General features: G+C 62.2%; 22 protein-coding genes, 1 tRNA gene and 2 pseudogenes. 6 read left to right on the forward strand and 19 right to left on the reverse strand.

Going from position 1 to position 24,894, the window contains the following annotated elements; translation table 11 throughout:
* Positions 1–58 precede the first annotated feature (58 nt).
* The 9 genes from RS897_RS01600 to RS897_RS01640 form a co-directional block, all read right to left on the reverse strand.
* Positions 59–1,105: an ABC transporter permease subunit gene (locus RS897_RS01600; RefSeq protein ID WP_315834873.1), complete on the reverse strand. Its 1,047-nt coding sequence runs from the start codon at positions 1,103–1,105 to the stop codon at positions 59–61.
* Entirely contained in the window at positions 1,095–2,621 is a 1,527-nt protein-coding gene (locus RS897_RS01605) for a sugar ABC transporter ATP-binding protein (RefSeq protein ID WP_315838946.1), read from the reverse strand. The genes RS897_RS01600 and RS897_RS01605 overlap by 11 nt, the downstream gene beginning before the upstream one ends.
* Positions 2,622–2,819: 198 nt before the next feature.
* The gene (xylB, locus tag RS897_RS01610) at positions 2,820–4,265 is read right to left on the reverse strand and encodes a xylulokinase (protein WP_315834874.1); all 1,446 of its coding nucleotides are present in this window, start codon (positions 4,263–4,265) and stop codon (positions 2,820–2,822) included.
* A gap of 110 nt (positions 4,266–4,375) precedes the next feature.
* Positions 4,376–4,990, reverse strand: a complete 615-nt coding sequence (locus RS897_RS01615) for a hypothetical protein (protein WP_315834875.1) — start codon at positions 4,988–4,990, stop codon at positions 4,376–4,378.
* Positions 4,987–5,655, reverse strand: a complete 669-nt coding sequence (locus RS897_RS01620) for a hypothetical protein (protein ID WP_315834876.1) — start codon at positions 5,653–5,655, stop codon at positions 4,987–4,989. Before RS897_RS01620 ends, RS897_RS01615 begins: the two co-directional genes overlap by 4 nt.
* A complete protein-coding gene (locus RS897_RS01625) occupies positions 5,645–6,403 on the reverse strand; it encodes a MotA/TolQ/ExbB proton channel family protein (protein ID WP_315834877.1) in 759 nt (252 codons plus the stop codon). The genes RS897_RS01620 and RS897_RS01625 overlap by 11 nt, the downstream gene beginning before the upstream one ends.
* A gap of 247 nt (positions 6,404–6,650) precedes the next feature.
* Complete coding sequence (locus tag RS897_RS01630) at positions 6,651–8,807, reverse strand: xanthine dehydrogenase family protein molybdopterin-binding subunit (protein WP_407654608.1); 2,157 nt, start codon at positions 8,805–8,807, stop codon at positions 6,651–6,653.
* 23 nt (positions 8,808–8,830) lie between these two features.
* Positions 8,831–9,229: a (2Fe-2S)-binding protein gene (locus RS897_RS01635; protein ID WP_315834879.1), complete on the reverse strand. Its 399-nt coding sequence runs from the start codon at positions 9,227–9,229 to the stop codon at positions 8,831–8,833.
* Between the two features lie 150 nt (positions 9,230–9,379).
* Complete coding sequence (locus RS897_RS01640; RefSeq protein WP_315834880.1) at positions 9,380–10,252, reverse strand: helix-turn-helix domain-containing protein; 873 nt, start codon at positions 10,250–10,252, stop codon at positions 9,380–9,382.
* A 280-nt stretch (positions 10,253–10,532) separates the two neighbouring features.
* Between RS897_RS01640 and RS897_RS01645 the strand changes: the two genes are divergently transcribed.
* The 3 genes from RS897_RS01645 to mug all read left to right on the forward strand — a co-directional run bounded on the left by RS897_RS01645 (position 10,533) and on the right by mug (position 12,141).
* Positions 10,533–10,826: a PepSY domain-containing protein gene (locus RS897_RS01645; protein ID WP_315834881.1), complete on the forward strand. Its 294-nt coding sequence runs from the start codon at positions 10,533–10,535 to the stop codon at positions 10,824–10,826.
* 351 nt (positions 10,827–11,177) lie between these two features.
* A complete protein-coding gene (locus RS897_RS01650) occupies positions 11,178–11,399 on the forward strand; it encodes a hypothetical protein (protein ID WP_315834882.1) in 222 nt (73 codons plus the stop codon).
* Positions 11,400–11,607: 208 nt separating this feature from the next.
* Entirely contained in the window at positions 11,608–12,141 is a 534-nt protein-coding gene (gene mug / locus RS897_RS01655; protein WP_315834883.1) for a G/U mismatch-specific DNA glycosylase, read from the forward strand.
* A 483-nt stretch (positions 12,142–12,624) separates the two neighbouring features.
* Here the strand turns inward: mug and RS897_RS01660 are convergent, their stop codons facing one another.
* The 8 genes and pseudogenes from RS897_RS01660 to RS897_RS01695 all read right to left on the reverse strand — a co-directional run bounded on the left by RS897_RS01660 (position 12,625) and on the right by RS897_RS01695 (position 21,388).
* Positions 12,625–13,404 (reverse strand): ABC transporter permease, encoded by a 780-nt coding sequence (locus RS897_RS01660; protein ID WP_315834884.1) that lies wholly within the window; start codon positions 13,402–13,404, stop codon positions 12,625–12,627.
* Positions 13,401–14,309 carry an ABC transporter permease gene (locus RS897_RS01665; RefSeq protein WP_315834885.1) on the reverse strand — a complete coding sequence of 303 codons (909 nt, stop codon included), beginning with the start codon at positions 14,307–14,309 and terminating at the stop codon, positions 13,401–13,403. The genes RS897_RS01660 and RS897_RS01665 overlap by 4 nt, the downstream gene beginning before the upstream one ends.
* On the reverse strand, positions 14,302–15,393 hold the full coding sequence (locus tag RS897_RS01670; RefSeq protein WP_315834886.1) for an ABC transporter ATP-binding protein: 1,092 nt from the start codon (positions 15,391–15,393) through the stop codon (positions 14,302–14,304). The genes RS897_RS01665 and RS897_RS01670 overlap by 8 nt, the downstream gene beginning before the upstream one ends.
* Before the next feature lie 5 nt (positions 15,394–15,398).
* Positions 15,399–16,511, reverse strand: a complete 1,113-nt coding sequence (locus tag RS897_RS01675) for an ABC transporter substrate-binding protein (RefSeq protein WP_315834887.1) — start codon at positions 16,509–16,511, stop codon at positions 15,399–15,401.
* A gap of 30 nt (positions 16,512–16,541) precedes the next feature.
* Positions 16,542–17,858, reverse strand: coding sequence for an NtaA/DmoA family FMN-dependent monooxygenase (locus RS897_RS01680; RefSeq protein WP_315834888.1), 1,317 nt, complete (start codon positions 17,856–17,858; stop codon positions 16,542–16,544).
* A gap of 1,056 nt (positions 17,859–18,914) precedes the next feature.
* Positions 18,915–19,629, reverse strand: a pseudogene (locus RS897_RS01685) (type 1 glutamine amidotransferase domain-containing protein).
* Between the two features lie 147 nt (positions 19,630–19,776).
* Positions 19,777–19,998, reverse strand: coding sequence for a hypothetical protein (locus RS897_RS01690; RefSeq protein WP_315834889.1), 222 nt, complete (start codon positions 19,996–19,998; stop codon positions 19,777–19,779).
* Between the two features lie 163 nt (positions 19,999–20,161).
* Positions 20,162–21,388: pseudogene (locus tag RS897_RS01695) on the reverse strand (ABC transporter substrate-binding protein).
* Between the two features lie 142 nt (positions 21,389–21,530).
* Between RS897_RS01695 and RS897_RS01700 the strand changes: the two are divergent.
* The 3 genes from RS897_RS01700 to RS897_RS01710 all read left to right on the forward strand — a co-directional run bounded on the left by RS897_RS01700 (position 21,531) and on the right by RS897_RS01710 (position 23,893).
* The gene (locus RS897_RS01700; protein ID WP_315834890.1) at positions 21,531–22,229 is read left to right on the forward strand and encodes an NADH:flavin oxidoreductase; all 699 of its coding nucleotides are present in this window, start codon (positions 21,531–21,533) and stop codon (positions 22,227–22,229) included.
* Positions 22,145–23,371 (forward strand): FAD-dependent oxidoreductase, encoded by a 1,227-nt coding sequence (locus RS897_RS01705; protein WP_315838947.1) that lies wholly within the window; start codon positions 22,145–22,147, stop codon positions 23,369–23,371. The genes RS897_RS01700 and RS897_RS01705 overlap by 85 nt, the downstream gene beginning before the upstream one ends.
* A 108-nt stretch (positions 23,372–23,479) precedes the next feature.
* Positions 23,480–23,893: a tyrosine-type recombinase/integrase gene (locus RS897_RS01710; RefSeq protein WP_315834891.1), complete on the forward strand. Its 414-nt coding sequence runs from the start codon at positions 23,480–23,482 to the stop codon at positions 23,891–23,893.
* Positions 23,894–23,954: 61 nt separating this feature from the next.
* Here the strand turns inward: RS897_RS01710 and RS897_RS01715 are convergent.
* Positions 23,955–24,030, reverse strand: a tRNA-Lys gene (locus RS897_RS01715).
* A gap of 190 nt (positions 24,031–24,220) precedes the next feature.
* On the reverse strand, positions 24,221–24,775 hold the full coding sequence (locus RS897_RS01720; protein ID WP_315834892.1) for a Spy/CpxP family protein refolding chaperone: 555 nt from the start codon (positions 24,773–24,775) through the stop codon (positions 24,221–24,223).
* Positions 24,776–24,894: the final 119 nt, after the last annotated feature.

The following is a 24,894-nucleotide window of genomic DNA, read 5'->3' on the forward strand; positions in this document are numbered from 1 at the left end:
CCTTGAACGTTCCGGCACGGCGGACCAGCGACCGTTTCGGAATACGACAGGTGTAAGCTCAGGTGCGCGCCGAGCCCTGCAGCCGATAGCGATCGAGCGCCACTGCACCGATGATCACCAGACCCTTGATGACATACTGCCAGACATCGGACACACCGGTGAGGATGAGGCCGTTCGACAGCACGGCGATGATCAACGCGCCGACAAGCGTGCCCCAGATCGAGCCGATGCCGCCGACAAAGGACGTTCCGCCCAGGATCACCGCGGTGATCGCATCGAGCTCATAGGATTGTCCCAGTTGCAATCCGTTGGCCGCATAGAGGCGCGCCGCCTGCATGGCGCCGCCGAGCCCGGCCAGCAATCCCGACACCCCGTAGACAAAAATCAGGATGGCCCAGACCTTGATGCCGGCAAGGCGCGCCGCGCTCTCGTTGCCGCCCACCGCATAGATGTGCACCCCAAGCACGGTGCGCCGCAGCACCACCCATGAGGCCAAGATGACAAGCAAAGCGATCACCGACAGCCAGGGAATCGACACCACACCGGGAATGATGGTCAGGGAGCCGTTGCCGATAAAGGCATAGGGAATGGCGGAATTGAAAACGGTGGTGTCGGTGCCGAGCAGACGCGCCAGACCACGCACGGCCGTCAGCGATCCCAGCGTGACAATGAAGGGAGGCAGGCGCAACAGCGCGATCAAGGCACCATTAATGGCACCGAACGCGAGCCCGGTGAGCACCGCCACCGGCAGCCAGAGCGTTCCGAGATCGGGGAGCTTGGAGACGATCAGGCCCGCCATCGCCGCGGCGGCCAGGATGGATCCGACCGACAGATCTATGCCGCCCGTCAAGATGACAAAGGTCATTCCCGCGGCCAGCACGGTGTTGACGGCCGCCTGCTGCAGGACGATGCCGAGATTTTGCCCGGTGAAGAAGCGACCGTCCGAGAGAAAATGGAAGCCGATACACAGCAACAGCAACACCGGCAGCATGCCGGCCGCGCGGATAAGGAGCCGCGTGCGCTGGCGCTTGCTCTCCTGCGCAGCCGCGAGGCCCGGCGCGCCGGCGGGTGCGGTCTCCGCCGGCGAAGGATTGTCATGAGGCATGCAACTGCTCCATTCCGGTGGCAAGGGCCATGATCTCTTCCTGGTCCAGCGGCGATGTCGCCGAGCGGCTCATCTCGCCGGCGATGCGCCCGGCACGCATGACAATGACACGGTCGCAGATGCCGATAACTTCCGGCAGGTCGGACGAGATGACGAGAATCGCGGCGCCGGATTTGGCGAGATTGTCGATGATCGCATAGATCTCGGACTTGGCGCCGACATCGACGCCACGGGTGGGCTCATCGAGAATCAGGACCTTGGGCGTGGTTGCGAGCAGGCGTGACAGCAGCACCTTCTGCTGGTTCCCGCCGGAAAGACCGCCGACCGGAACACCGACGTCCGCGGCACGGATGCCAAGCGCCGCAAACGCCTTGCGGGCCCGCTGGCGCGCCTTGTCCCGGTCGAGAATGCCGCCGAGCTTCGCGTCCCTGCCGAGCACCGCGAGGTTGATGTTGTCCAGGCAGGACATGTCCAGGAACAGGCCCAGCGCCTTCCTGTCTTCTGTCAGATAGGCAATGCCCGCATCGAGGGCCTCACCGGGGGTACGGATGGCGACCGCGCGACCTTCGAGTTCGACATGGCCGGAGGTCTTCGGCGACGCCCCGATGATGAGATGCGCGAGCTCCGTGCGGCCCGCACCGATCAGGCCCGCGAGGCCAACGACCTCGCCCGCGCGCACGGTCAACGAGCATCCCCTGACGCGTTGCCCATCGGCGATGTCGACAGCGGCGAGGACGGGCGCCCCGAGCCCCGCCTGCGGATCGTGATCTTTCTTGTAAAAGGAGGAGACCTCGCGTCCCACCATCAGCCTGACGATGGTGTCGGCCCGGATCTGCGGCTTGTCGAGGGAGCCCACCAGTGTGCCGTCGCGCAACACCGTCACCCGGTCGCCGAGCGCATATACCTCATCCATGCGGTGCGAGATGTAGATGATGGCAAGCCCTTCCACGCGCAGCTGGCGGATCAGGACGAACAGTCGTTCGCTCTCGCCCGCCGACAACGACGTGGTCGGTTCGTCCATGATCAGGATCTTCGATTTTGCGTGCAGTGCACGCGCAATCTCGACGAGTTGGCGCTGGCCCATGGACAGATCGGCAACCAGCGTCGATGGCGTGAAATCCGCGCCGAGCCGCGCGAGAATCGGGCCGACGCCGATGCGCATGGCGTTGCGGGCCAACAACCCAGAATGTGAGATTTCGCGGCCGAGATAAATATTCTCCGCAACACTCAAATTCGGGGCGAGAGACAGTTCCTGATAGATGATGGAGATACCGGCCGCGCGACCGCCGAGCGGACCATCGATGCGCACCGGCTTGCCCTCGATGCGAATCTCTCCCCCGGGATCGGGTCGGTAAGCACCCGACAGGATCTTCATCAACGTCGATTTGCCGGCGCCGTTCTCGCCCATCAGGGCATGGATTTCGCCGGGGTAAACAGTCAGGTCGACATTGCGCAACGCCTTGATGCTGAAGAAAGACTTGGAGACCCGGCGCATTTCGAGAATCGGGTCGTTCATCCGTGGCGCCTCCCTGGCTTGTCGACAGCGCCATTTTTTTGACTCGCGTCTCGCTGGCGGGACGGCGCGATCTCGCGGCATTAAACAAAAGGCGGCGGCGCAGGGCAATATCGAGAAAATATCAGAACGGCATCGGGAAAATATCAGGGCTCGCCCGATCCCACAGATTGGGACATCGCTCCGGAACCTTATGGAAGATCAACGCTGCGGCCTGTAGAGCCCGCGCCAGTGCGGACGACGCCCGGCGTAAGCATCGGCGAGTGCGGGGACAGGCTCGAACGTCTCGATGCGCTGCGGGGGTGCGCAGACGGTTTCAATCGCCTCGCCGGTGACGGCCAGGCGCCCCAGTCGCGCTGCACCAAAGGCCGCACCGGTTTCGCCATCGGCAAAGCAGTGAATCGGAATGTTCAGAACATTGGCCAGCACCGACAGCCAGAACCGCGACCGTGACCCGCCCCCGATCGCATCGGCCTGCGCAATCACAATCCCGGTGTCGACCAGCGCATCCCGGCAATCCGCCATCGCAAAGGCCACGCCCTCGAGCACAGCCTGCACGATGGCGGTGCGATCGGTTGCATGGCTCAATCCATCCAGCATCCCGCGCACATCCGGATCATCATGCGGTGTTCGTTCACCGGACAGATACGGCAGGAAGCTCACGGGTGACGGCGCCTGCGGGGCCAGACCGAGCGGCGCCAGCAGGTCGGCCTCGGAGGCGCCAAGTAGTCGCGCGGTCCAGGCGAGGCACGACGCCGCCGACAGGATCGCACCGGCCTGAATCCACATGCCGGGAATGGCGTGACAGAACGTGTGCACCGCGCGCTCCGGATTGGCGGCAATCGTTTCGGTCGGCGCCATGATCGCACCGGAGGTTCCCAACGACACGAACGCCGCGCCGGGCCGGATCGCACCGATGCCGATGGCACCCGCCGGATTGTCTCCGGCGCCTCCGGCAAACATCGGCCGACGGGTCATTCCCCAGCGCGCGGCGAGCTCGGGCCGCAGCCGCGCGGCGGGGGCGCAGCCTTCGACAAGACGCGGCATATGGCTGCGCGACAGATCGGTCGCGGCCAGTCCATCGTCGGACCAATCGCGCCGCGCGACGTCGAGCCACAGTGAGCCCGATGCGTCGGAGATATCCTCGATCGCTTCACCGGTCATGACCAGACGCAGATAGGCCTTCGGCAGCAGCACAAGCTTTGTCGCTGCAAAAATCTCCGGCTCGTGCGCCGCAACCCACAACAATTTTGGCGCGGTGAATCCAGGCATCGCCTTATTGCCGGTGATCGCCCGCAAGGCTAGCCAGCGCTGCTCCAGCAGGCGGCATTGCGCCGCGGAGCGCCCGTCATTCCATAAAATGCAGGGCCGCAGGGGTGCGAGGCTTTTGTCAAGCAGGGTTGCGCCGTGCATGTGGCCTGACAGGCCGATCCCCCCAACCGCGGCCAATTCGCTGCCGTGATCAGCCTTCAGGGCATCAAGCGTCGCGAACACGGCATCGATCCACTGCCGCGGATCCTGCTCGGAATAACCGGGACGAGGAGAGGTCACCGTCAACGGCTGGCTTCGGCTCGCCACCACGCGCTGGTCATCATCGACCAGTAGGGTTTTGACGGCCGAGGTGCCAAGATCGATGCCGAGATACATGATGCCTTGCGTCCCGTATGTCTTGCGCCCTGACTCGCAATGTGGATCCATCCATACTATGGACGGCCGCTCACGTTCGACAAGCCGCCACTGGACTCAGACCAAATCTTTTATTGATCATCCTTCTTCGGCATCCGCGGTGGCGCCAGCGGCGCAAAGCTGATGCTTTGATTTTCGCCGTTGCCTATGCGGGGATCGACCGGGCCGCCCGTGGAGGGATCGCCACCGCCAGTGGTCGTGATCGAGGATGGGGTGACCAGGCGAACCGCCTCTTCCGCCGCGCCTCCCTCACCCGTTCCCATATCAACTGCCCGGCCGCCCTGTGGCCTGCCGTCGGCGCTTGCGGCGATCGCCCTCTCGGTCTTCTCCGCAAGCTTCGCGTTGTATGGCAGGCGATAAGCACGCGGGACGCCGCTGGGTCTGTTGTCTTCGTCAAGCGCCTCGACCCACAGATGAATGGCGCCGGGTTCGCCTTCCAGCGAATGCGGCTCAACAATGCGGGCCTGCAGCAGCTTGAAGTGCGCCGGCAGCGGATCGTTCGACGACCAGCCCAGCAGGCCCCGCGCACCGATGAAGCTGACGATATAGAAACAGCTGGTCACGACGACCGCGACCGCCTTGGCCGGCCAGGGCAGCCGCGCGCGAACGAGAAGCGCGAGCAGCAGCGCCCCGATCAGGGCATAGGCAAGCCCAAGGGAGAGGATGACAGATTCCAGGCTCGTCATAGCTTCTTCACATAACCGGTTTTCGGATCGCGATCCGCGCCGTTGCTGCGCACGTTGCGGAACGTCTCCATCAGCGACTTGTAACGGTTGTTGATATCAACCACCTCGCCCTCGGCATCGAGGGTGAAACGCACGGCGGTTTTCTCATCCCCGATATGGTCGACGGTGACTGTGTTGTCGTAGATCACCTGCGCCGTCGGATTAAGTTTCTGCACCTTGACCTTGGCCGGCACCGGCTCGCGGGTCAGCGCCTGAAAATGGCTGACATTGATGGTATATTCTCCCGCCACCACGCCGCGAACAGTCACGATCTCCTCGCGGATCGGCGACGCGATCTTCTTGCCATTGACGATGATGAAGTCGTTGGCGCCGCCGCGGTCGTCGCGATCGAGCACCAGGAAGCCGGCTTCGCGACGGCGGTACCAGGCGATATTGCCGGCCGGATCCTGCACGAACAGATCGAGATCGTCGGGATGATTGTCGGGCCAGTCCATGGTGATGATGAACTCGGCCTTGGAATCGATCTTGCCGTCCTGGGACTCCGGCGCGATCGCCAGCAGCGCCAGGAAAAACAGGAAAGCGATCACCTGCAACGCCTTGAACAGCATCACGCTGAACGGATCGAACGGCTCTTCCCGCGGATAAAGGCCGAAGTCATCGATCATGACGGCTTTCCAGCGCCGGAACGGCGCGTGTTTCCGTCAAGGTCACGGCCTGGGAGAACACCTGGGCGGTCGCTGCATCCAGCATGTAATACTGGATCTTGAGCAGGATGGACCCGACGAGGCCTGCCAGCGTGGTGTACATCGCAATCGCCATGCCGTCGGTCATCAGGCCCATGGACGATTTCAACAGCGAGCGGTCGGACGCGTCGATGCCGGCGATCGGTGCCAGCATGATGATGAAGCCGATGATGGTTCCCAGCAAGCCCAGCTTCATCAGCGTATCGCTCGCGAAGGCGCCGAAGCCGTTGGACCCGCGCAGCCGATCCGCCAGCGAGCGCAACAGCAATGTCTGATCGATCCGTCCCGACCCTTGCGTATCCGCCTTCAGGACGAGATTACGGATGTGATCCGCGACCAGGCCCTTGGGCAGCGCGTTGCGTTCCACGGCGAGGACCACCGCGCCGGGTTCTGACAGGATCTGCGCGGCCCGTCGTCCCGCATCGGCTTCGCGCCCGATGGCGATGGTGCGCCAGAGACAGTGCAGCGAGGTGACGACATAGAGCACCGCGATGATGGCCGAGATGTAGGTGCGATCCGACGCCAGCATCAGGCGAACGAGGCCATAGTGCCACAGCAGCACCACGGCAAACGCGCAGAGACCAGTGAAGATCATCCAGCGCAACAAGGGCGCGCGATCAGCGGCGCTTAAGGGGGATTCGACGTCCGACGACATCGCCGTCACGCTCATGGCCCATCTCCCTGACCGACGCGTGCTCAGTTCCGGCGGCGTCGTTTGTTTTGGAGACAGTGAATGCCAATCAGGCGGCGAGGTCCAGCCTCTTTTGAGGCCGGGCCATGCGTATGGTCAGGGGCGCTTCATCGAGCGATGCACACCGGCACGGCGTGGCGGAGAGCTCATCGCGCGGGTTTGATGCGTCCGGCAACATCGGGATAACACGTCAAAGCTCGACTGTGGCCGCTTTTGAACGAGCCTCTCAGGCCTTGAGCAGGCCTGTGTCGACCGGCAGGGCGCGGATACGCTTGCCAGTGGCGGCGAAGATCGCGTTGGTTACCGCAGGCGCGACGATGGCGGTCGCGGTTTCACCAATTCCGCCGGGCGCCTCGGCACTCATGACCTGATGCGTCTCGATCACGGGAACCTCGTCGATCCGCATCGGCACGTAGGTATCGAAATTGCCCTGTTCGACACGACCGTTCTTCAAAGTGATCGCACCATTGAGCAGCGCCGTCAGGCCGAAGATCGATCCGCCTTCCATTTGCGCCGCGACGGTGTCCGGATTGACCGTGAGGCCGCAATCGATGGCGCAGACGAGGCGATGAACCCTGACCGATCCGTCGGTGCCGACCTCGACCTCGGCCACCTGCGAGAGATAGCTGCCGAAAGCGAACTGAACCGAAACACCAAGACCGCGGCGCGGCGGCAACGTCCGGCTCCAGCCGGCCTTGTCCGTCGCAAGTGTCAGCACGCCGAGCGCGCGCGGATTGTGGGCCAGTAACGCCTTGCGATAGGCGACAGTATCCTGCTTCGCAGCAGTAGCCAGTTCGTCGAGAAAACTCTCGACCACAAAGACATTGTGGGTGGGGCCAACGCCGCGCCAGAAGGCCGTGGGAATCCCCGGCGGTTCGACTCGGACATAATCCACGTGAATGTTCGGAAATGCATAAGGCGGTTCCGCCGCGCCTTCCACGGCATCGGGATCCAGACCATCACGAAACAGCGGCGGAATATAGCGCGCCATCACCGAAGACCCGGCAATACGGTGAGTCCAGGCTACCGGCTTGCCGTCGGGGCCGAGAGCCGCGGAGATGCGATCGTAATAGCAGGGCCGATACATGTCGTGCTGGATGTCTTCCTCGCGACTCCAGACAACTTTCACCGGCCCCTGCACCTGCTGTGCAATCTTGACGGCGCGCACCGTGCCATCGGCCTCGAGCCGCCGGCCGAAGCCGCCGCCGAGCAGGTGATTGTGAATCCTGACAGCTTCCTTCGGAAGGCCGACGATGCCAGCCACCACCGCCTGGGTTAGCGTCGGCGCCTGGGTGCCTACCCAGATATCGCAACTATCCTTGCGCAGATCGACGGTGCAGTTCATCGGCTCCATGGGCGCATGGGCCAGGAACGGCACCTGATAGATGGCATCGATCCGTTGCGTGACGCTGGCGAGCACCTTCGCGGCATCGCCTTCGTTGCGCGCCACGGCGCCGGGCTGTTTCGAAGCCTCTTCCAGCTGATGCAGGATGTCAGCGCTGCTGACGGCCGCATGCGGTCCTTCGTCCCATTGTACCGCCGCGGCTTCCAGACCTTTCTTCGCCGCGCCCATGTGATCGGCGACAACCGCAACCGCATCGTCGGTCATCACCACCTGATGCACGCCCTTGACCGCCAGCGCCGCCGCCTGGTTCACCGATTTTGGCTTGCCGCCGAACACCGGCGAGATGGCGATCGCCGCGATCTTCACACCTGCGGGGCGGGCATCGATGCCGAACATCGCGGTACCATTGACCTTCGCGGGCATGTCCAGTCGCGCCGCGCGCGTGCCGATCAACTTGAAGTCCTTCGGCTGTTTCAGGGTGACGCTATCGGGCGCCGGCACAGCAAGCTTCGCCGCACTCTCCACAAGCTCGCCATAACCAAGCTGCCGAGCGCCACTTGGCGCGAAGACCACGCCGTGCTCTGCCCGGCAGGACTTGGGATCAACACCCCAGCGTTTGGCGGCCGCGGCGATCAACAGCGTGCGCCCCATCGCGCCCGCCTGGCGCAGCGGTGTCCAGAACTCGCGTATCGAGGCCGAGAGGCCTGTGGACTGCACATGAAGCAGCCCGTTCGCATAGAGCGCATCATTCGGCGGCGCATGCTCCAGCCGAACCTGATCAAGCCCGACTTCCAGTTCCTCGGCGAGAAGCATGGACAGCGACGTATAGGTGCCCTGACCCATCTCCACCATCGGCATCACCAGCGTGACGATGCCCTGGCGATCGATGCGAATGAAGGCGTTCGGTGCGAAGCTGGGTGTCGTTTCAGTTGCCGCCTGGGCCAGCATGGGCGGCAGGGCAACGGTGAGAACCAGCTCACCTCCAAGGGCTGCGCCCAGCTTGAGGGCAGCGCGGCGATCGAGCAGGGATGAAGACATAGGGTTGGTCACGGCAGGCTCCTTCAGCTTGCGGCGCGATGAATCGCCGCGCGGATGCGCTGATAGGTGCCGCAGCGGCAGACATTGCCGGACATCGCGCTGTCGATGTCGGCATCGGTCGGTTTCGGCTTGTCCACGAGCAGTGCTGCCGCCGACATGATCTGCAGCGCCTTTCCTTGCGGAGTCCCGCCGATCATCTCGATTGTCGTGATGGCGCTGTCGCCGATGCTGTCGACCGTGGTGATGCAGGATCGCGTCGCCACGCCGTCGATGTGCACGGTGCAAGCGCTACACAGCGCGGCGCCACAGCCGAATTTCGTGCCGGTCATGCCGAGCACGTCGCGCAGCACCCAAAGCAATGGCGTATCGTCGTCCACGTCGATGTCACGACGGGTTCCGTTGACTTTGATCGTCCTGGTCATGGATTCGCTTCCGCTGACATGCGTGACCCAGCCTCCGCCGGACCACGGGATGTTATGTCAGGCCGCTGTAGCACGGCCCCAAAAAGCCGCGCCTTTGGCAGATTGCTGAAAGCGCCCGCGATATTGCTGCGGCGTCGCCTGGAAAACGCGCTATCGAATGTCCCGCCGGTAGACGCTCGGAGCGACGCCAAAAATCTTGCGGAAAGCGACGGCGAAGTGCGCTGAATTCTCATATCCGCTGGCAAATGCGATCTCGGCGATGGACTGGTTGCCGGCCAGCCGCTCGCGTGCGTCTTCCATGCGCAAGCGTGTCAGTCGCTTGAGCGGCGTCTCGCCATATGTCTGCTTGAACAGCCGAAGAAAATGAAACCTGCTGATGCAGGCCACTTCGGCCAGCGCCGTCAGCGACAGCGGATCTGCAAGGTGCTCCCGCATATAATCATCAACGCGGCGCAAGCGTACATCTTCGTGCGCCGGCGGCGGCATATGATGACGGCCATGACGAAGCAGCAGATGTGCGACCAGGAATTCCGCCGCGGTCTCCGCGTACAAATCGGGAGCTCCCTCTGCCATTGCAGCCGCCAGACTCAGCATGGTCTGTCGAATGACGGTGTCCTCGTCGCCCAGGCGACTCGGCAGTCCGGCAGGACGTCCAGTCTTCGGCATCTCGGCCGCTGTCGCCTGAAGTGTCGCGGACGGGAGGTGAAGCTGCAGCGTCTCGTGTGTCGTATGCCCATGCCAGCGCAACGTGGCCGCTTCTCCGGGCGCAGTCATGCCCAGCATGCCCGGCCGATAGCGTGCCTTGTGCCAGCGCCCCTTGTAACGCCCCTCGATCTCGCAGGAGCCTCCGGTAACCAACACGATCAAATGGTCGGCGGTGGGCCGTGTGTTGAGTTCATCGACCGTCGGGGGATCGACATAAGCGCGCAACAACAGCGAGCGCCAGCCGGCCTTGGTGCTGCAGGCGGTCATGGTCGCCTTCAGATCCTGATGGGCATCCAGGCTTGAAATCAGGCGTGTCATCGATCGGTCTCGCGGGCAATTTGGCGAAGCGCTGCAAACGGCCTGCCATCCTTGGTTCCCGCCGCGTTTAGCACCTAACGCCGGCAGATATGCTTCACATTGACGCGGGCAACACAGACTCCCGCCGACTGCGACCGAAACGGTACCTTTTTTTTGCCTAACCTGTTGATTTCACGGGATGCGCATGGCCGAACCTGCAGCCAAGCCGGCGGAGCAATTTTCGATCTGACCCATTTAGGCAGGCGTCACCCTTGGTCACGCCCCGGATGCGGAGGCCCGAATGAAGACTATCGCCCCGGTGATGCTTGCCATCACGCCAACAGGCGGGACGCTCCGTTGCGTGTTTGCCGATACGCCAGGCCCCGACTGGATGCGCGCCGATCAGGTCATCCAGAAGCTATTGCAGTCAGGCTATAACTTGATCAGCAAGATCGAAGCCGATGACGGCCGATGGGAAGGCCATGGTGTGAAGAATGGCCTGAAGATGGAATTTCACGCGGACGCCAAGAGCGGCGTCGTCACGTTTGAGAAACTCGAACGATTAAAACATCCATCTGCCGACATCGACAGATGACTGCGCAGGCGGCGTATCAATCGAACGCCCCCATGATGGTCGCAACAACCAAGGCAGCGAGAATAGCAGCCGCCGTCCAGGTTCCACGATGTCTGTAGCGGCTCATTTGGAACACCTCCGTTCGCCGATAAACAAGATATCGCCCAGCTTCGCCGGGATCAACGTTCGCCTGAGAGTGTCAATACGCACCGCTTCGACACCAACAGCGTGGGGTTCCCGTGATCATTGCTTCGATTTAATGCGCGCAAGCCGCGACCGATCGATCCGTTCACGCAGCATTCACGGCTCGAGTTCAAACATCCCGCATCGGCCAGCATGAATCCCTCAGAGCCGTCAACGGAGGACCAAAAAATGAAAAAGACGATGATCGGGTTGACAACCGCGGTGCTGCTCGGCCTGGGCTTCTCGGCTGCGCCGGCCGCAGCGTTCCAGCCGGCCCACGTCGCGATCACCAAACACTCTGACATCACCAGCGTTCGCTTTCACCGCGGCCCGGTGTGCACCGTCCGCACGGTGGTGTCGCGCGGCTTTCATGGACGCCGCGTCGTAAAGCGGGTTCGCGTCTGCCGCTGATCGCACTCTGAGAGTTTCAATGAACGGGCAAGACTTCATGTCTTGCCCGTTTATTCGTTTCCAAGCCACGCAATCAAAACGCCTGCGAAGTGGCGCGAAGGGTCCATTCTGGTTATGAAGCGGCAGGCTGAGCCACACGGCATTCGCCTGTTTTGAACGAACCTGGCATGATGAAAGCTGTGCCCTTTTCTCGAACAACTCCCGCACCATGAACGGCCCAACCACCGGCTTGCCCGATATCCTGGCAAACAACCTCGACGTCGTCTTCTGCGGGCTTAACCCCGGCCTACGCGCCGCGGCAGCCGGCCATCACTTTGTCGGCCGCGGCAACCGTTTCTGGCCGGTGCTCTTCAAGTCGGGGTTTACGCCCCGCCTGTTCGAGGCGACCGACGACCGGCTGCTGCTCAAAGAACGCTGTGGCCTGACGACGGCCGTTGCTCGCCCGACCGCGAGCGCCGACGAGCTTTCAGTCAGTGAATTCACCGCCGCCTCGCGCGCTCTCAGGCGGAAAATCGAGGCGCATAAACCACGCTTCGTGGCCTTCCTGGGCAAAAAGGCCTACAGCACGATCATCGACCGCTCGACCATCGCGTGGGGCCGGCAACCGGACCAATTTGGCGGCGCGATCGCATGGGTCCTTCCCAATCCGAGCGGCCGCAACCTCGCCTTCTCACTCGACGAACTTGTATTGGCTTATCGCGAACTCAAACGCACGACCCGCACGGGATCGGCTTCCGCTTGAAGGACCTGAGACGGATAAGCCCCGTTCCGTCGTGGAGTCCCGCATCTCGAGGACCGCCTCGGATCAATAGACAATCTTTGACGATATGGTGGGCGCACCAGGGCTCGAACCTGGGACCCGCTGATTAAGAGACATCCTATTCGCACTGATATCTCAAGGGAATTTTTCCAACTGAGCCAAAACCCACCCATTACAGATCAACGGCTTGCAGCGTAAAATCCAACTGCGATTGCGCGCAGGGCTGTATGGATCGACGCGTCCGAGACGTCGAGGCTTCGAGTCACCGGACCGCTACCGCCTTTCCCCACACGGCGCAGATCTGCGATATTTCCTCCGATCGTCCGCCTGAAGGGGATGTTTTCGAGGAAACCTGAATCAAGCAGCGCCGCAAAGATTCCTGTGTACGGCTTGCTCGCCCTGCTCGGTCGCCAGACGTTCTGCACGCCCGGTCAAATTACACGCGGCGTCTCGGCTGGGCCAAGGTCAAGCGGCCGCTCGTTTTCCAAGGAGGTGGGCGCAGCCCATCAACACGACCGTCAGCACGATGGTCAGGGTTGAGACCGCTGCGATGGTTGGCTCGATCTGATAGAGCAGATCGTCCCACATGCGGCGCGGCAGCGTGACCGCGCCGGAGCCGGATATGAAGAGCGCAACGACCAGCTCATCGAACGATGTGATGAAGGCGAACAGGGCGCCGACGAGAACGCCGGGGCGGATCAGTGGCAGCGTGATCTGGAAAAAAGTGCCGATGGGTGTGGCGCCGAGGCTAAGCGCCGCCTGCCCCAGGCGGGGGTCGATGCCCGCGAGGCTGGCGTTCACGCTGGTGACGACGAAAGGCACCGCAAGACAGGTATGGGCGAAGATCAGGCCGGCCGGCGTGCCGACCAAGCCGTAACGGGCGAAGGCGTAGTAGATGCCGATGGCCACGACGATGACCGGCACGATCAACGGCGAGAGGATCAGCGCAGAGGCCAGAACGCGGAGTGCTTTGGGCAGGCGGGCGATGCCAACCGCTGCCAGCGTACCGAGTAGCGTCGCCAGCACGACCACGGAGGCTGCGACCCAGAGGCTGAGCCAGGTCGAGCGCAACCAATCGTCGCTGGCGAAATAGACGCTGTACCAGCGCAACCCGAAGGCCGGCGGTGGAAACGTCAGGTAGGTCGCCGAAGAAAACGAGACCACCATCACGACGACGATGGGCAAGGCGAGGAACATGAGGATGAGGCCTACGAGCATCGCCGGCAGCACGCGGGCGACTGTCATCGTGCGCTCGTTCGGAGCGTATGGCCGACACCAGGCAGCCGATAGAAAGCCGCGATGATGGCGAGCGCCGTTGCCAGCAGCAGGACCGAAAGCGTCGCTGCATAGGCCCAGTTGAGCTGATCGACCTGTTGGGCGATCAGCATCGATAGCGTGATCTCGCGCGTGCCGCCGACCATGGCCGGCGTGATGTAGAAGCCCAGCGCCAGCACGAATACCAGCAGCACGCCGGCGGCGACGCCCGGCATGGAGAGCGGCAGCGTTATCTGCCGAAAGGTCGCCCACGGCGTGGCGCCCAGCCCGGACGCCGCGCGCGCCAGCGACGGATCGATCTGTCGGAGCGCATTGGCGATCGGGAGAACCATGTAGGGCAGCAGGATGTGAACCATCGCGATCTGGGTCGCCAGCGGCGTATTGAGGATGCGCAACGGCTGGTCGATCACGCCTGCCGCGAGCAGCGCCTCATTGATGAGGCCGTGCCGGCCCAACAGCACCATCCAGGCGTAGCTGCGGACCAACACGCTGGTCCAGAATGGCAGCAGGACCAGGAACAGGATCACCGGCGCGTAGCGCGGCGCGCGCACCAGCGAGAGAGCGACGGGATAGCCCAGCAGCAGCGCCGCCGCGGTGACGGTCAACGACGTGTAGAGCGTGTTCGAGAAGACTTTCAGGAACACCGTGTCGCCGGTCAGGGAGGCATAATGCAACAGCGTCCAGTTGGGATCGTTGACGCTGCGCATCAACATCGACAGCACCGGCAATGCATAGAACACGAGCATGAACAGCAGAAGCGGTGCCGCCAGCAGCAGCGGCATGACCGGCCGCCAGGACAGCCGCCAGGGCAGCCGCACGCCGCTCTGCCGCGTGGCGGCCAGTCCTTCGAAACGGATTTCGACCCCCTCAGACAAGGATCGTATCCGCGACCGACCAAGCGATCTCCGTCCGCTCGCCGACCGCGCGGCGCCGGATCGCCGCACTCGACGGTTCCTTCAGCACCATCGCGGTGCCGTCGCGTGCCTGCAACATGTAGCGGCAGCGTTCGCCGGCAAACACCGCCTCGGTCACGGTGACGCTGAGACGGTTCTGCGGCGCGGTCGAAGCAAAGGCGCCGTCGGCGAAACGGATACGCTCCGGACGCGTCGTCAGCATGACCTTCTCGCCGGTGGCGGGCCGGCCGGGACACAAAGCACGGACGATGGCCCCTTCGCACTCGGCCACCACGACATCGTCCTCGATGCCGCGCACGATGGCCGGGAGGAAATTCGACTCGCCGAGGAAGGAGGCAACGAAACGACTGCCCGGCCGGTCATACAGATCCTCGGGCCGTCCGACCTGCGCCACCAGCCCTCCGTTCATGACGGCGATACGGTCCGACATGGTGAGAGCCTCCTCCTGGTCGTGGGTGACATAGATGAAGGTGATGCCCAGATCGGCATGAAGGCGGCGCATCTCCAGCTGCAGGTTCTCGCGGAGCTGCTTGTCGAGCGCGCCCAAGGGTTCGTCCATCAGAAGAAGGCGCGGCTTGAACACGATGGCGCGCGCGAGAGCGACCCTCTGTTGCTGGCCACCGGACAATTGGCGCGGGTAGCGCTCACCATGGTCGGGCAATTGCATCAGCGCCAGCGCCTCGCGGACCAGCTTTTCCCGCTCGGCCTTGCCGACGCCGCGCTGCTTGAGCGGAAATCCGATATTGTCGGCAGCGGTGAGATGAGGAAACAGAGCGTAGTTCTGGAACACCATGCCGATGTTGCGACGATAGGGCGGCATGGCGACGACCGACTTCCCGTCGATGGCGATGTCGCCGCCGGTCGGCGTCTCGAAGCCGGCGATCATCATCAAGGTCGTCGACTTGCCGGATCCGCTCGGTCCCAGCAGCGTCAGGAACTCGCCGGAGAGAATGTCCAGCGAAACGCCGGCCACCGCGGCCACGCGATCGTAGCGCCTTTCCAGGTTGCTGAGCGATACCGACGCGCCGCGGCCAGCCCCGGTCATCGTCGTCAGCTCAGCAGCCATTTGTTGAAGCGACCAACGACCGTGTCGCGATTGTCGATCCACCAATCATAGTCATAGTTCACAAGCTGCGATCTGATGGCGGGGGCGCTGGGCAGCACGGCAAGCCGTTCGGGCGGGATGTAGTCGTTCGACTTGGCGTTGACCTGACCGTAGGGGATTCCGAAGGCGATGCGGGCCTGCGGAATCGCCATGGTCGAATAGGCTGCGAACTTCATCGCATTCGTGGCGTTCTTGGCGCCCTTGGGGATGCCCCAGGCGTCGCGCTTCATCAGCCCCTGATTCCAGCATATGGCGGCGGGAACGTTCGCCGCCTGCAGCGCAGCCATGCGGCCGTTCCAGACGGTTGTCATGGCGACCTCGCGGTCGGTCAGAAGCTGGATCGGCACGGCGCCGGTGTCCCACCATTTGACGACCGCCTTCTTGATCCCCTCGTAGCTTGCGAAAGCCTTGTCGATATCGAGCGGATAGAGCTTGTCGGCCGGCACGCCGGCCGCCATCAGGGCGAATTCCATCTCGGGCCAGCCGCCGGCGCCGGTGCCGCCCATGGCTCGGTCGCCGGGAAATTTCTTGGTGTCCCAGAAGTCTGCCCAGCCTTTAGGCGCGTCGCCCTTGAAGGCGTCGGTCCGATAGCCCATCACCTGCGCCCACACCAGCATCTCGAGGCCGTATTCGAAGCGGTAGGCGGCGCCGACACCGTCATCGACCAGGGAATAGTCGATCTTCTCGAAGTAGTCGCCTTGCTTCTGCAGGTTCATGATCGAGCCGCGGCTGAGCTGGGCGATGTCCCATTCGACGTTGCCGGTCTCGACCATGGCCTTGATCTTGGTCGGGTTGGTGCCGGGAAAGGCATGCACCTTGATGCCGGACAACCTCTCGAACGGCTCGAAATAAGCCTTTTGCTGGGTCTCCTGCATCGTGCCGCCGAAGGTGGCGATGCGAACCTCGCCGCTGCCCTTCAGGATGTCGGGGATCGTGGTCTGCTCCGGCCACGCCGCCTCGGCGTGACCAGGGCGGATAAACGGCGCCGCAAGGCCTGCGCCCAGCAGACCGATTGCCGCGCGGCGATTGAATTTGGTCGGAGAACGATGATCGCGCATGACGGCTTTCTGCCTTCCTGCTAGGGGTGATCAGTACGCCAGAAGATTGTCGCGGAAATGCTTGTGCTCGTAGGCTTTGCGCATCAGGCCGCGATCCTGCAGCGCCGGCACCAGCCCGTCCTCGATCTCGGCGAGTGTGCGGCGGTTGACGTTGGGCATCGAGAACAGGAATCCGTCGCCGCCGACCTCCTGCATCACCTCGCCCATCTGTGCGGCGACGGCGTCGGGCGTGCCGCAGAGCTCGACCGACATGTCGACCGCATTGAAGCTCGCCATCGTCTCCCGGATCGAGCGCCCTTTCGCCATCAGGCGGTATTGCTCGAGATTTTGCTGATGGCCGTTGGTGGTCACATCATCGGGCAGCGGCTTGTCGAGATCGAACTTGCCGAAGTCGATATTGGTTACCTTGCCGAAATGCGCGAGCCGCTCATCGATGCGCCCCAACGCGATGGCGGCCCGCTTCTTCCTGCGCTCCTGGGCGTCGGCCATGCTCTCGCCGAGAATCGGATTGATGAGATAGAGCACCTTGCAATCGGAAGGTTTGCGGCCGCATGCGATCATGTGCTTGTGCACGTCGTCGCGGTAGGCGCGCATCGCCTCGATGCCCTTGGTATGGACCACGATGGTGTCGGCATGGGCGGCGGCGAACTTGCGTCCGCGCGGCGAGCCGCCGGCCTGGGCGATCACGGGCCGGCCCTGCGGCGCCGGCCCCGAGTTGAGCGGGCCGCGCGTCTTGTAATACTTGCCGCTGTAATTGACGGCGTGGACCTTGGTGGGATCGACCAGTACGCCGCTCTTGCGGTCGGCGATGATGGCGCCCGGCTCCCACGAATCCCACAGGCCATTGCAGACCTCCATGTATTCGTCAGCCATGTCATAGCGCAGATCGTGCTCCGGCATGCCTGGCATGCCGAAGTTCATGGCCGCGAAGTCCGAACTGCCGGTGACGGCATTCCAGCCGATGCGCCCGCCCGACACCTGGTCGAGCGTCGCCACCAGGCGGGCAAGCAAATAGGGATGATAGGCATATGTTCCAAAAGTAGGCACGATGCCGATGCGCGATGTCCCCTGCGTCATCAGCGCCGCCACCACCGACGGATCCTGACGCGGCACCGCGATGCCGTTCTTGAGATAGATGTCGGTCGAGCCACCGAAGCTCTCGCCGACGTAGGACGAATCTTCGAGCAGGATGTAGTCGAAGCAGGCTCGCTCGAGCGCGCGCGCCGCGTTCAGGAACAGCTCAGGCTCCATCCAGGTCTGGCCGATATGTCCGGTCCAGGACTCACCCCAGGCCTGCACGCTCGATCCCTGAAGGAACCAGGCCAAGTGAAATGGTTTGGTGGGCATCTCGGCTCCATAACCGCGATCAAGTTGCGGGATCGACCGAATGAACTAAGCAAATACTATGCCGACCTCCTATGCGTTGTAGTCGTGGAGGCTGGTAACAGCACTCCGGTCCCGTGTCTGGAGAGGCGGTCCGTCCCAATCGCTTCGGGTAGTTTTTGGAGCCCCGTGCGTGCCGAAAACTTAAGCTCGGGCATAGTGGCTGTGAAGTCCGTTCGGAATGGCGCGGTGCGCCTCACGTCGAGACACGGCGACCGAGACCGCTACCGCTTCTCCCCACACGATGCAAATCTGCGATATTTCCTCCGATCGTCCGCCTAAGCTCAGAAGCTTGTCGAACGGTAGATTCAAATCGGAGACTCGCAACCACCGATACCGACATACGCTGATCGTAGCCGTCTGAAGCAACAGTCCCCTGCGTCCCGAACGCAGTGAGCGACTTCTAGGCTATTGATCTTTCTTGGTGTGGTGATCCGCCGCGTCCAGCTTTGTTCACGGTCGTTTCACCCAATTCGTTGCGATTTCATTGCGGCCTTTCGCAACGAGAACGGCGTTCGCTGAGACATCGAGCGCGCGTGTGGCAACGGAGCCTGAGTAAGTTCAAAATCAAACCAATAGGTCCGCTCGGAAAGAGAAGCGTTCGCAGCGACTTCCAAATGGGCTCTAAACTCTACCCCCGAGCGTTGGTCTTTACGCAACAAGCTCAATGCCTTCAGTCTTGGCTGAGAAGGACCGGCCGAACATGGGAATGGCAGAATCAAAATCAGTTTGATTATTCAACGATTTCAAGGCGCGTTTGGAAGAAACAGCTCAAACGCCCTTCAGCAATATCAATAGCTTGGCCACCGTTTCCAAATGAAGCCGCCTTCGGATTGGAGTAATTCCCAAAGGCCGAGAGCGATAAGCCTACACGCGCCTCGCGCCGGCAATATAGACGCTTCAACGCGTGCTCGGAGCTCGGAGCCAACCCGCGTCGATTAGCAAGCAGGTACCGTGGAGAAGCGCGCACCGATCGCGCCTCCCCAACGGCAACGCGCCGCATTCGATCCAGCATTCGATTTAAGAGGCCCGGGCGGTGACGGTCGGCTTGGCGCTTTGCTTCACCGCAGCCATCAGAGCCTTCGCGGCCGGGCCTGAGGAACCCGGATTTTGCCCCGTGATCAGCAAGCCGTCGCTGACCACGTGAACTTCCCAGTTGCCCTTCTTCGAAAAGGTAGCGCCCAGCTTCAACATCTCGTCTTCGACAAGGAAAGGCACCACCTTGGTGAGGCCGACTTCTTCCTCCTCACCGTCGGTGAAGCCTGTAACCTCTTTTCCCTGAACCAGGGGCTTGCCGTCCGCCGTCTGGACATGACGCAGCGCACCCGTGGAGTGACATACGACTGCGATTGTCTTGCCGGCAGCCAGAAAAGATTCGATCAACTTGACGGAGTGCCTATCTTCAGCGAGATTCCACATTGGGCCATGCCCGCCCGGATAGAAAACGGTGTCGAAGTCTTCTTGCCTGACGCTGTCGAGGCGAACGGTCCTGTCGAGCTGGGCCTGCGCAACAGCATCCTTCTCAAACCGAAGCGTAAGGTCAGTGCGGAAAGTGGCCTCGTTGCTCTTGGGGTCGAGTGGGCGGCCGTCCGCCCTTCGGAGACGCGAGTGTCACCTCCACGCCGGCATCTTTGAAGACGTAGTAGGGAGCTGCAAGCTCCTCTAGCCAGAAGCCCGTCTTTCGCCCGGTGTTACCCAGCTGATCGTGGGATGTGATGACCATCAGTACTTTCATGAGTGCCTCCTTTGGATGAATCGTTGATTGAATTTGTCAGACGAGGACAGCCTGATGGTCTACCGCTTCTGCTCCGGGCGCGTCTCAACCTCGTCGGCCTCATCCGAGTCCCGGATCAGCATCGCCGGTTCGTCGAACCCCTTGCGACTACTGTAGAACACAAGTGCCATCAGGCCGACACCAACGGCCAACGAAAAAAAAGACACCGAGCGCCATGGCAACGTAGCCCGACATCGGGACGTCCGCATTCGAGATCGTCCAGCCGAGATAGCCGATCACACCGGCGGCCACGAGCAGCAACACCAGAACAGCGACGACAAGCGATCCGCTAATCCTGTTGCCGGACGGATTTTCAATTCCAGCGTCCAATGGACGATTCCGCGTCAAGGGAATAAACGATGATACCAGGAGACCGAAAGGCCGAGACGAAACTCCACTTTCAATGCTTTCGCACGAAAGCCCGCGGATCGTTTGTTACGTGTCGTGAGAGCCCGTTAACAGTTGGGAGCAAACCGCGGTGGCCGGACCAAGCTCAATGGTTCACACCTCCAACGAATGCTGTATCGAGCACGCTCCCAAACGGCACCCACGTGCGGCCATCGAACTGCACCAGCTGCATTTGCTCGATCGGTCGAAACTCCGTGGCACTCGTACCGATCGCGATACCAGGAAGCAGGACGGAATTGTGGTAGTTCACAAGCGAAGCTGCCTGATGCATGATATTGGTCCGTGAAAGATCATCGCCGCATTGTCGCAGCACCTGCGCCAAGGTCTCGGCGGCCGCATATCCGAAGACTGCAGCGGAGTCGTCCTTGTCCCCATCGGGATAATACTTGTCCATGAATGACGACCACTCTTGCATTCCCGGATCGTTCCGCCATGTCGGATCGCCTGCATCCTTGAGAAACGCTGCAGAGATCACACCTGTCGCATTCTGAAGTCCGGCAGGCCTCAACGCATTGGCGATGGACGCCGATGCATTACCCAGGAGAAACACCGGGTGCCATCCGATATCGGCCGCTCGTCGAATGGCGAGCGCACCAATTGCCGGCGCTCCGTCAAACACCAGGATCTCCGCGCCCGAATCCCGCAGCACATCGATCTGTCGCTCGATCGACTTGTCCGAAATGTCAAACGTCATGTCGACGACAATCCTGCTCGCTCCGTTACCCAGACTCTCCTCCAAACCTGAATACAGATCGCGTCCGAACTGATCGTTCTGCCAGAGCACCGCGATCGTTCGTCCCGGAAAATAAGCCTCGATGTAATTTGCGAAAATCTGTCCCTCGGCGCGAAAAGGCGGCTGCCAACCCATCGTCCAGGGAAAGGTCTTTGGCCTATCCCACTCCTAGTCTCCTGACGCGACAAACAGTTGCGGGATATTGTTCTCGTTCAAATAGGGATGTACGGCGAAATTGCCCGGCGTCCCGAACGATCCGAACATCAAAAGCACCTTGTCCTGCTCAACCAGTTTTCGCGTTTGTTCGATAGCGGTCCGAGGATCCGAACTGTCATCGTAGGAGATGAACCTGATCTTGCGACCGTTGATTCCACCGCGCGCGTTGATCATGTCAAAATAAGCGGCCTCGGCTTTTCCGATCGTGCCAAATCCAGCCAATGGCCCCGTGTATGGCATGATATTTCCGACGCGGATTTCAAAATCAGATGCGCTCGCATCGAGAACCGGGGCAGCCATCAGGAGGCCGCTCGTCCAGATCAACGTGGCAACCATCACAGCAATCCTCGCCACGATGAACATCGGCTGGTGTCCCAGTTGGAGTGATCCAAAAGCTGCTCCGATGACCGCGCTTTAGTCGTTCAACGACCATCGCTTGGCGATCTGATCAGGCGGGAGGATTCCCGGATAGGGCATACCGCGTTGGGCTAACGTTACCGATGCCATGATCGCCTTCTATGCCGAACGGGCGCGCGGCGGCACCGGGCTGTTGGTCGTCGAGGCGACCTATGTGGACGAAATCGGTCGACGGTTGCGCTTCAACAGCATGCTGCACGACGATCACTTCATTCCCGGCATGCGACGCCTCGTTGAGTCGATCCATGCCGGCGGGGCCAAGGCCGCGTTGCAGATTGCTCATGGCGGCCGTGAATCTCGCACCGAGATAACCGGTCACGTGCCGGTCGCGCCTTCGCCGATCATCTCGCTCTATACGTCGGTCGGCGCTCCGGCTCTGCCGCGCGAAATGATGGTCGAGGAAATCCAGAGCGTTGTCAGCGCCTTTGCCGATGCGGCGGAGCGGGCGCGCCAGGCCGGCTTCGATGCCGTCGAATTGCACGGCGCCCATGCCTATCTGACCGGCCAGTTTCTGTCGCCGGTGGCGAACCGCCGCGAGGATGATTATGGCGGTTCGGTCGAAAAGCGGTCGCGCTTCTACGTGGAAATCCTCCGTGCGATCAAGACACGGCTCGGCGAAGATTACCCCGTAATCTGTCGCATGAACGGCAGCACATGTTCGAGGGCGGCATTGAGATCGCTGAGGCCGTCGAGACCGCTCGCATTCTCGAGCGGGCCGGCGCGGATGCGATCAGCGTCTCGGCGGGCATTCACGCGTCGCGCCCTTACGCAATCATCCCTGGCATGAGCGGGGCACGCGGGTGCTATGCCGTGCTTGCCGCGGCCGTGAAACGGGACGTCTCTGTTCCCGTGATGGCAGTCGGTCGCATCAATACGCCTGAAGTCGCAGACACTATGCTCGCCAATGGCGATGCGGATTTTGTGTGTCTCAGCCGCGCGCTCGTCGCGGATCCCTATTTCGTCGCAAAGGCGCAATCCGGCGATGTCGAGGCGATCGTGCCGTGCATTGCCTGTAACGAATGCGTCGCCTCGGTACATCGGCACCGGGGCATTGCGTGCACGATGAACCCGATGGCCAGCCGGGAGCTGGAATTCCAGGAGATGATGCGGCAGAAGCCGGTCTCGCGCCGGGTTGTCGTGATCGGTGCGGGCGTTGCAGGCATGGCGGCGACGTTGACCGCGGCGCGGCGCGGACATGAGACACATCTTATCGAGCGTAGCCGCGAGCTGGGCGGCCAGCTTCTTCTGGCGCATCGCCCACCGCACCGCGAGGAGCTCGAGAATGCGCTTCATTATTTCAGACGAAGGATCGTTCACGAGGGCGTCAAGGTTCATCTCGGCCGCGACTGGGGGGCGGAGAAGGTGGCGGCTCTTTCACCCAATCACGTCATTGTATCGACAGGCGCCGATAGCCGATTGCCTGATATCCCCGGTATCAACCAGCCGCATGTGATCTTTGGCTGGCAGGTGATTGCTGAAACCCGCAAGGCCGGCAAGACTTGCGTTGTCGTTGGTGGAGGGCTTGTCGGTATCGAGGTCGCGGATTTCCTGGCTCACCGCGGGCACAAGGTGATGATCGTTGCGAGATCCGGCCTGTTGACCAAGGCTGTGTGGGCCGACCATGTCTATTTCCTCGATCGCGTCCGCGAACTTGGAATCGAAACGATGGCAAATACGAAGGTGCATGCCATCGGCCCGGATTGGATCGACGTCGAACCCGCCGGCCAGATTCAGCGGATTCTGAAGAATATCGATAACGTTATCATCTGTACCGGTTACGAGCCGCGACAAGCTATTGGCAAGGATCTGATGGCCAAGGGCATCGCAGTTACCTTCGCAGGCGACGTGCTAGGCTCACGCAAGTTCTTCCAGGCCGTGGAAGAAGGCACGCTGGCGGGGCTGGGCGTTCAAGGAAAACGGATAATTTAGGCTCTGACGCAGTCGCGGTCATTTGTGGCGCTCTCAATCTGTGGGCGCCTCGCCTACACCTCGCCGCTGCAAGGGGGACGAGGTGATGACGCTGGAGAAGCGATGCTGTTGGACTGCATTTCCGAAGACCTGACGGGTGCGGCCGACCTCGCCGTTCACGACACCGCCGATGGCGACTTCGCCGCCGAGGTCGAGTTGAGGACCCTGCTCGATGCGACGAGCCGCCGGGGGCCGCTTATCCTCACGAACACGCTGGGCCGGCCCTGGACGTCCGATGGCTTTCGCACGTCGTGGGGAAAGGCTTGCGAGCGTGCCGGTATCGACGGCCTGACGCTTCATGATTTGCGCGGCACGGCGGTGGTTCGCCTTGCGATCGCAGGCGCCAGCGTACCGCAGATCGCGGCCGTCACCGGTCATTCGTTGAAGGACGTCGAGGCCATTCTCGATGCGCACTACCTCGGTCGCGACATTCAGCTAGCAGAAGCTGCGGTGCTAAAGCTCGAGGCGAGAACAAAACTGTAAACGGTGGTGTAAACGGCGCTGGTTTTGCCGTTTGCTCAAACCGCTAAGTGCTTGATTTATATGGTGGGCGCACCAGGGCTCGAACCTGGGACCCGCTGATTAAGAGTCAGCTGCTCTACCAACTGAGCTATGCGCCCGGAACCCGTCCGGATATCGATGCGGGAGGGCGTCGTGTAGCAAAGCGGGCCCCCCATGTCCAGCAATGCGGGCAAGGTTTTCCCGCATCTTTGGGAGAAATTTCGGGGCTGTCCGGAGCTTCTCCCCAAACGGCGAAAAGCCACTGAGAATCAGCGGCTTTTCGGTCTTTCCGAGGGACGGAATCGAGGCTCAGAGCCGGCTCGGCCCGTCGTCCCGGTCCGGACCGCGGCCACGGTCGCCGCCACTGTCGAAATCCCGGTCGCCGCCGCGGCGGAAATGCTCGCGCCAGCCGCCGTGATGATGGCCACCCATGCGGGTCAGGAAGGTCAGGCGCCGCTTCTGGCCCTCGTCCAGGGTCTTGTAGAGCGGATCGGCGGCGTCCGCGATCTTCTTCAGGCCGGCGGCCGTGGCCGCCATCCGGTCGGAGCGCTCGCGCAGGCGGGCAATCGGATCCTGTTGTTCCTTGGTGTCGGTCGAGGCGTTGGCGCGGTCGATGCGCTGCTTGGCGAAATCGCGCACCGCGCTCTCGATCGCCGGCCAGTTCTTCTCCTGCTCCGCCGTGAGTTTCAGCCCGGCCTTCACCGCGGCGATGCGCGCGTCGACGAATGCAAGCCGGTCTTCCGCACTCATGCGGGAGTGACGCCAGGACCCGCGGTCGCCATCCCAGCCGCGGTGCTGCGCGTAGACGGCGGTGGAACCGGCCAGCGCGGCGGCTGCAACACCGGCGAGAATGATCTTCTTCATCAGAACCTCCAGGTAACGCCCCGCTTCAACATGGGCGCCTCGGAAGCTCCATTCAACTTAAGGTTTGGATAGAAAGATGTATGGCTATTCAGACCTGTGTCAGCGTGCGACGCCGGAAA

Source organism: Bradyrhizobium prioriisuperbiae (genome assembly GCF_032397745.1).
GTDB lineage: Bacteria > Pseudomonadota > Alphaproteobacteria > Rhizobiales > Xanthobacteraceae > Bradyrhizobium_A > Bradyrhizobium_A prioriisuperbiae.

What these genes read in the sequence shown, in the direction of transcription:
- RS897_RS01600 (WP_315834873.1), bottom strand. Translation starts at nt 1,105, where the DNA reads ATGCCTCATGACAATCCTTCGCCGGCGGAGACCGCACCCGCCGGCGCG.
- RS897_RS01605 (WP_315838946.1), bottom strand. Translation starts at nt 2,621, where the DNA reads ATGAACGACCCGATTCTCGAAATGCGCCGGGTCTCCAAGTCTTTCTTC.
- xylB (WP_315834874.1), bottom strand. Translation starts at nt 4,265, where the DNA reads ATGTATCTCGGCATCGATCTTGGCACCTCGGCCGTCAAAACCCTACTG.
- RS897_RS01615 (WP_315834875.1), bottom strand. Translation starts at nt 4,990, where the DNA reads ATGACGAGCCTGGAATCTGTCATCCTCTCCCTTGGGCTTGCCTATGCC.
- RS897_RS01620 (WP_315834876.1), bottom strand. Translation starts at nt 5,655, where the DNA reads ATGATCGATGACTTCGGCCTTTATCCGCGGGAAGAGCCGTTCGATCCG.
- RS897_RS01625 (WP_315834877.1), bottom strand. Translation starts at nt 6,403, where the DNA reads ATGAGCGTGACGGCGATGTCGTCGGACGTCGAATCCCCCTTAAGCGCC.
- RS897_RS01630 (WP_407654608.1), bottom strand. Translation starts at nt 8,807, where the DNA reads ATGTCTTCATCCCTGCTCGATCGCCGCGCTGCCCTCAAGCTGGGCGCA.
- RS897_RS01635 (WP_315834879.1), bottom strand. Translation starts at nt 9,229, where the DNA reads ATGACCAGGACGATCAAAGTCAACGGAACCCGTCGTGACATCGACGTG.
- RS897_RS01640 (WP_315834880.1), bottom strand. Translation starts at nt 10,252, where the DNA reads ATGACACGCCTGATTTCAAGCCTGGATGCCCATCAGGATCTGAAGGCG.
- RS897_RS01645 (WP_315834881.1), top strand. Translation starts at nt 10,533, where the DNA reads ATGAAGACTATCGCCCCGGTGATGCTTGCCATCACGCCAACAGGCGGG.
- RS897_RS01650 (WP_315834882.1), top strand. Translation starts at nt 11,178, where the DNA reads ATGAAAAAGACGATGATCGGGTTGACAACCGCGGTGCTGCTCGGCCTG.
- mug (WP_315834883.1), top strand. Translation starts at nt 11,608, where the DNA reads ATGAACGGCCCAACCACCGGCTTGCCCGATATCCTGGCAAACAACCTC.
- RS897_RS01660 (WP_315834884.1), bottom strand. Translation starts at nt 13,404, where the DNA reads ATGACAGTCGCCCGCGTGCTGCCGGCGATGCTCGTAGGCCTCATCCTC.
- RS897_RS01670 (WP_315834886.1), bottom strand. Translation starts at nt 15,393, where the DNA reads ATGACCGGGGCTGGCCGCGGCGCGTCGGTATCGCTCAGCAACCTGGAA.
- RS897_RS01675 (WP_315834887.1), bottom strand. Translation starts at nt 16,511, where the DNA reads ATGCGCGATCATCGTTCTCCGACCAAATTCAATCGCCGCGCGGCAATC.
- RS897_RS01680 (WP_315834888.1), bottom strand. Translation starts at nt 17,858, where the DNA reads ATGCCCACCAAACCATTTCACTTGGCCTGGTTCCTTCAGGGATCGAGC.
- RS897_RS01700 (WP_315834890.1), top strand. Translation starts at nt 21,531, where the DNA reads ATGATCGCCTTCTATGCCGAACGGGCGCGCGGCGGCACCGGGCTGTTG.
- RS897_RS01720 (WP_315834892.1), bottom strand. Translation starts at nt 24,775, where the DNA reads ATGAAGAAGATCATTCTCGCCGGTGTTGCAGCCGCCGCGCTGGCCGGT.